The 5495-nt window shown below is 75.4% G+C and carries 1 protein-coding gene; it reads left to right on the top strand.

All coding sequences use genetic code 11. The features are described 5' to 3' along the window. Positions 1-18: 18 nt before the first annotated feature. Positions 19-5495: SDR family NAD(P)-dependent oxidoreductase (locus ACFZCP_RS45665; RefSeq protein WP_391443146.1), on the top strand; the 5477-nt coding region annotated here is incomplete at its 3' end.

Genomic DNA, 5495 nt, shown 5'->3' with positions numbered 1-5495 from the left:
CTGCCGGGTGGTGGTGCCATGGCGGCGATCAATGCTTCCGAGGCCGATGTGCTCGCGGGGCTCTCGGAGTTGTCCGGGGTGTCGGTCGCGGCGGTGAACGGTCCTGAGTCGGTGGTGGTCTCCGGTGAGACGGCTCAGGTCGAGCAGGTGGTGGAGTACTGGCGGGAGCGGGGCCGCCGAGTGCGGCGGCTGCGTGTCTCGCACGCGTTCCACTCGGCGGCGATGGATCCGGTCCTGGATGAACTGGGCGCGCTGGCTGGCGAGTTGGCGTACGAGCGGCCGCAGTTGCTGTGGGCGGGTGCGTTGAGCGGTGAGGTGTTGACGGAGTGCGATCCCGGGTACTGGCCGGCGCAGACGCGTGGGGCGGTGCGGTTCGCCGATGCGGTGCGCACGCTGGCGACCCAGGGCGTCTCGGTGTTCATCGAGGTCGGTCCCGACGGTTCGCTGTCGTCGCTGGGCCCGGACGCCGTCGCGGCCGTCGAGGGCGAGGAGAGTGTCTTTGTTCCGCTCCAGCGGCGTGACGACGAGGGCGTCACGGGCCTGGTGACGGGCCTGGCGCGGGCCTTCGTGCACGGTGTGGGTGTGGACTGGGCCGCCGTGGTGCCGAGGGCGGAGCGGGTCGGCCTGCCAACGTATGCCTTCCGGCACGAGCGCTACTGGCCCGAAGGCGTCCTGGCCCTGCCGACGGGCGCGGTGGCGGGCGGTGACGGTGCCGGCACGGTGGCGGAGGCCCAGTTCTGGGCTGCCGTCGAGGGCGGGGACCTGACACGGCTCGCCGACACGCTCTCGGTGGACGGCGGCCGTCCGTTCAGCGAGGTGCTGCCGGCCCTGGCGTCGTGGCGGCGCAGTGAGCGGGACCGGTCCGTGACCGCCGGCTGGCGCTACCGGGTGACCTGGGCGTCGGTGGCCGAGCCCGACCCCCGTGTGCTGTCCGGGACTTGGCTGCTGGTGGTCCCCGCCGTACCGGCCGAGGACGACGCGGCGCGGCGGTGTGCGGCCGCGCTGGCCGCCCGCGGGGTTGACGTCGTCATGGCCGAGGTCCCGGCCGCGGCCGTGGACCGGGCCGATCTGGCCGCCGTACTCGGTGCGGCGCTGCACGGCGCGGACCCTGCCGGGGTCGCGGGAGTGGTGTCGCTGCTCGCTCTCGACGAAACGCCGTTGCGGGCGCACCCGGTGGTGGCCGGTGGGCTGGCCGCGACGCTGGGCCTGGTGCAGGCCCTCGGCGACACGGGTGTGGCCGCACCGCTGTGGCTGCTCACCCGCGGGGCGGTCGGGGCCGTGCCCGGCGAGGCGGCGAGCAGCCCGGTGCAGGCGCAGGTGTGGGGTCTCGGCCGGGTCGTGGCGCTGGAACACCCCGACCGGTGGGGCGGGTTGATCGATCTTCCCGCCGTCCTCGACGAGCGGGCCGGCGCCCGGCTGGTGGCGGTCCTGGCCGGGTGCGGCGAGGACCAGGTCGCGATCCGCGCGGCCGGGATCCTCGGCCGACGGCTGACCCATGCCCCGCAGCACCGAGGCACCGCCCTGTCGTGGACACCGCGTGGAAGCGTGCTGATCACCGGCGGCACCGGCGCCATCGCGGGGCATGTGGCACGGTGGCTGGCCGAGCGGGGCGCACCCCGGCTGGTGCTGACCAGCCGCTCCGGGCCCGGCGCGCCGGGCGTGGCCGCACTGGCCGCCCAACTGGCCGCGCAGGGCGCCCACGTCGACGTGGCCGCCTGCGACGTGAGCGACCGCTCGGACCTGTCCGCTCTGGTGGCGTGGACGGGGACGACCGGTCCCACGCTGTCCGCGGTGATGCACACGGCGGGTGTCCTGGACGACGGCGTGGTGGACCGGTTGTCGGCGCCGCGCCTGGCGACGGCGCTGGGCGCCAAGGCCGCGGGCGCGGCCCTCCTGGACGAGGTGACCGCGGACCTGGACCTGGAGGCGTTCGTCCTCTTCTCGTCCGCCGCGGCCACGCTGGGCACGGCCGGGCAGGGCAACTACGCGGCGGCGAACGCCTTCCTGGACGCCCTGGCCGGGAACCGGCGCGCCCGCGGGCTGACCGCGCTCACGGTGGCCTGGGGCGCCTGGGCCGGCGGCGGCTTCGCCGACACCAGCGACGCGGTGCGCGCACGGGTGGGGCGCGGTGCGATGCCCCCGATGGAGCCGCAGCTCGCGGTCCGCGCACTGGGCGAAGCCCTGGCCGCTCCGGACGCCGCCGTCACGGTGATGGACGTCGACTGGGCCCGGCTGACCGCCGCTCCCGGCGCGGCGGCCATGCGCACGATGGCCCTCCTGCGGGACCTGCCGGAGATACGCCGGCTCGCCGCCGAGGCCCCGGCCACCCGTGACGCGGTGCGCGGCGAGGGCGAGTTGGCGCGGCGGCTGGCCGGGCTGGGCCGGGCCGAGCAGGAGCGGCTGCTGACCGACGTGGTGCGCGCCGAGGCGGCGGCGGTGCTCGGCCACGCCTCGGCGGAGGCGGTGGAGGACCGGCGGGCGTTCAAGGACCTGGGCTTCGACTCGCTGACGGCGGTCGAGCTGCGCAACCGGCTGAACGCGGTCACCGGGGTGCGGCTGTCGGCCACGCTGGTGTTCGACTACCCGACCCCGCTCGTTCTGGCCGACTTCCTGCGCGGCGAGCTGACCGAGGATCCGGCCGGTGCCGGTGCGACGCCGGCCGTCGCGGCTGCCGCGGTCGCGGACGAGCCGCTGGCGATCGTCGGCATGGCGTGCCGCCTGCCGGGCGGCGCGGCCACCCCGGAGCAGTTCTGGAACCTGCTGGCAGCCGGTGCCGACACGGTGGGCGCCTTCCCGACGGACCGCGGCTGGGACCTGGACGGCGTCTACGACCCGGACCGCGGGAGCGAGGGGACCTCGTACACGCGGTCGGGTGCGTTCCTGGAGGACGTGGCGGACTTCGACGCCGGGTTCTTCGGGATCAGCCCGCGTGAGGCCCTCGCGATGGACCCGCAGCAGCGGCTGCTGCTGGAAAGCTCGTGGGAGGCGCTGGAACGGGCCGGCATCGATCCGGCGACGCTGCGAGGCAGTGCCACCGGCGTGTTCGCGGGCGGCTTCGCGTCCGGCTACAGCCTCGGCATGACCCTCGCCGGTCAGGGCGCGTCCGGCGTCGAGGGGCACCTGCTGACCGGCAACGCCACCAGCGTGCTCTCCGGCCGTGTGTCCTATGCGCTGGGTCTGGAGGGCCCGGCGGTGACGGTCGATACCGCCTGCTCCTCCTCCCTCGTCGCGCTCCATCTGGCCGCGCAGGCGCTGCGGTCCGGCGAGTGCTCGCTCGCCCTGGCCGGCGGCGTGACGGTCCTGGCGACCCCGGGCATCTTCATCGACTTCTCCCGGCAGCAGGGGCTGTCGGTGGACGGCCGGTGCCGGGCGTTCTCGGCCGACGCGGACGGCACGGGCTGGGCCGAGGGCGTCGGCATGCTGGTGGTGGAGCGGCTGTCCGACGCCCGCCGCAACGGCCACCCGGTGCTCGCGGTCGTGCGCGGCAGCGCGGTCAACCAGGACGGCGCGTCCAACGGCCTGACCGCGCCCAACGGCCCTTCCCAGCAGCGCGTCATCCGTGCCGCGCTGGCCAACGCCGGGCTGTCGGCCGCCGACGTGGACGTGGTCGAGGCGCACGGCACGGGCACCACCCTCGGTGACCCGATCGAGGCCCAGGCCCTCCTGGCCACCTACGGCCAGGAACGCCCCGAGGGCCGTCCGCTCTGGCTCGGCGCGGTGAAGTCCAACATCGGACACACCCAGGCCGCGGCAGGCGTGGCCGGTGTGATCAAGATGGTCCTGGCCCTGCAGCACCAGCAGTTGCCGCGGACGCTGCACGTGGGCGAGCCGTCGCCGTACGTGGACTGGTCCGGCGGCGAGGTGCGGCTGCTGACCGAGCCGGTGCCGTGGCCGGCCGACGGTCGGCCACGGCGGGCGGGCGTGTCCTCGTTCGGCATGAGCGGCACCAACGCCCACCTCATCCTCGAAGAGGCCGCCGAGCCCACCGCGACCTCCGAGCCGTCCGCGACCGTCGAGCCCTCCGAGCCCTCCGCGACCGTGGCTCCCGCGCACACGACGGGCGGCGGAGACCCGGTGGCCCGGCGGGTGGTCGAGCCCGGCGCGGTCAGCGCATGGCTGGTGTCCGGCCGCTCGGCCGAGGGCCTCGCGGCGCAGGCGGACCGGCTGCGCGCATGGGTCGCTGCGCGGCCGGAGTCGCGGCCGGCGGACGTCGCCTGGTCGCTGGCGGCGACGCGGTCGACGTTCGAACACCGGGCCGTCGTCGTGGGCGGCGACCGCGGTGAACTGGTCTCCGGCCTGGAGAGCCTGGCCGCGGGCATCCCCACCGGCGCGGTCGTCTCGGGCACGGCCCGGCCCGGCGCCCGGGTGGCGTTCGCCTTCGCCGGCCAGGGCTCGCAGTGGGCCGGCATGGGTCAGGAACTGGCCCGGGTCAGCCCGGTGTTCGCGGCGCGCCTGGCCGAGTGCGAGCGGGCGCTCGCCCCGTACGCGGAGTGGTCGTTGAGCGACGTCCTCGCCGGAGCACCGGGTGCGCCGGCGATGGAGGCGGCGGACGTCGTGCAGCCGGTGCTGTGGGCGGTGATGGTGTCGCTGGCGGCGGTGTGGGAGGCCGCGGGCGTGACTCCGGCCGCGGTGGTCGGCCACTCGCAGGGCGAGATCGCCGCGGCGACGGTCGCCGGCATGCTGAGCCTCGACGACGCCGCCAGGGTGGTCGCGTTGCGCTCGCAAGCTCTGAAGGTGCTGGCCGGCGCCGGCGGAATGCTGTCGGTGTCCCAGCCTGCCGCCGCGGTCGAAGAGCGCCTCCCGCGCTGGCAGGGAAGCCTTTCGTTGGCGGCCGTGAACGGTCCGGCGTCGGTGGTGGTTTCGGGTGAGCCGCAGGCGCTGGAGGAGTTGCGGGCCGAGCTGGAGGCCGAGGGCGTGCGGGCCCGGACGGTCGCCGTGGACTACGCCTCGCACTCCTCCCAGGTGGACCGCCTGGAGACGGAGATCGTCTCGGTGCTGGCGGGGATCGCTCCGCGTCAGGGCCGGGTGCCGATGGTGTCCGCGATGACCGGCGAGACCCTGACCGGCGAGGAGCTGGACGCCGCGTACTGGTACGGGAGTCTGCGGGCGCCGGTCCACTTCGACCGGGCCGTGCGGATCCTGGCCGACCAGGGCCACCAGGTGTTCCTCGAAGTCACCCCGCACCCCGTGCTGATGGGTGCCATGAGCGAGACGCTGGAGGAGGTCGCGCAGGACGCCGGCCCGGGCACGACGGCCGGTGCCGTCTGCGGCACGCTGCGCCGGGACGACGGTGGGGCCACGAGGCTGATCACGTCGCTGGCCGAGGCGTTCGTGCACGGTGCTCAGGTCGAGTGGACCGCGGTGCTGCCTGCCGGTGAGCGGGTGGAGTTGCCGACGTATGCCTTCCGGCATGAGCGGTACTGGCCGCAGGGGGTGCTGTCGCTGTCGTTGCCGGGTCAGGATGCGGTGTCGCTGGGTCTGGGGACGGTGGATCA

Origin of the sequence: Streptomyces sp. NPDC007971 (genome assembly GCF_042958635.1) — a bacterium.
Taxonomy (GTDB): domain Bacteria; phylum Actinomycetota; class Actinomycetes; order Streptomycetales; family Streptomycetaceae; genus Streptomyces.
This window is presented reverse-complemented; position numbering and strand designations above follow the sequence as displayed.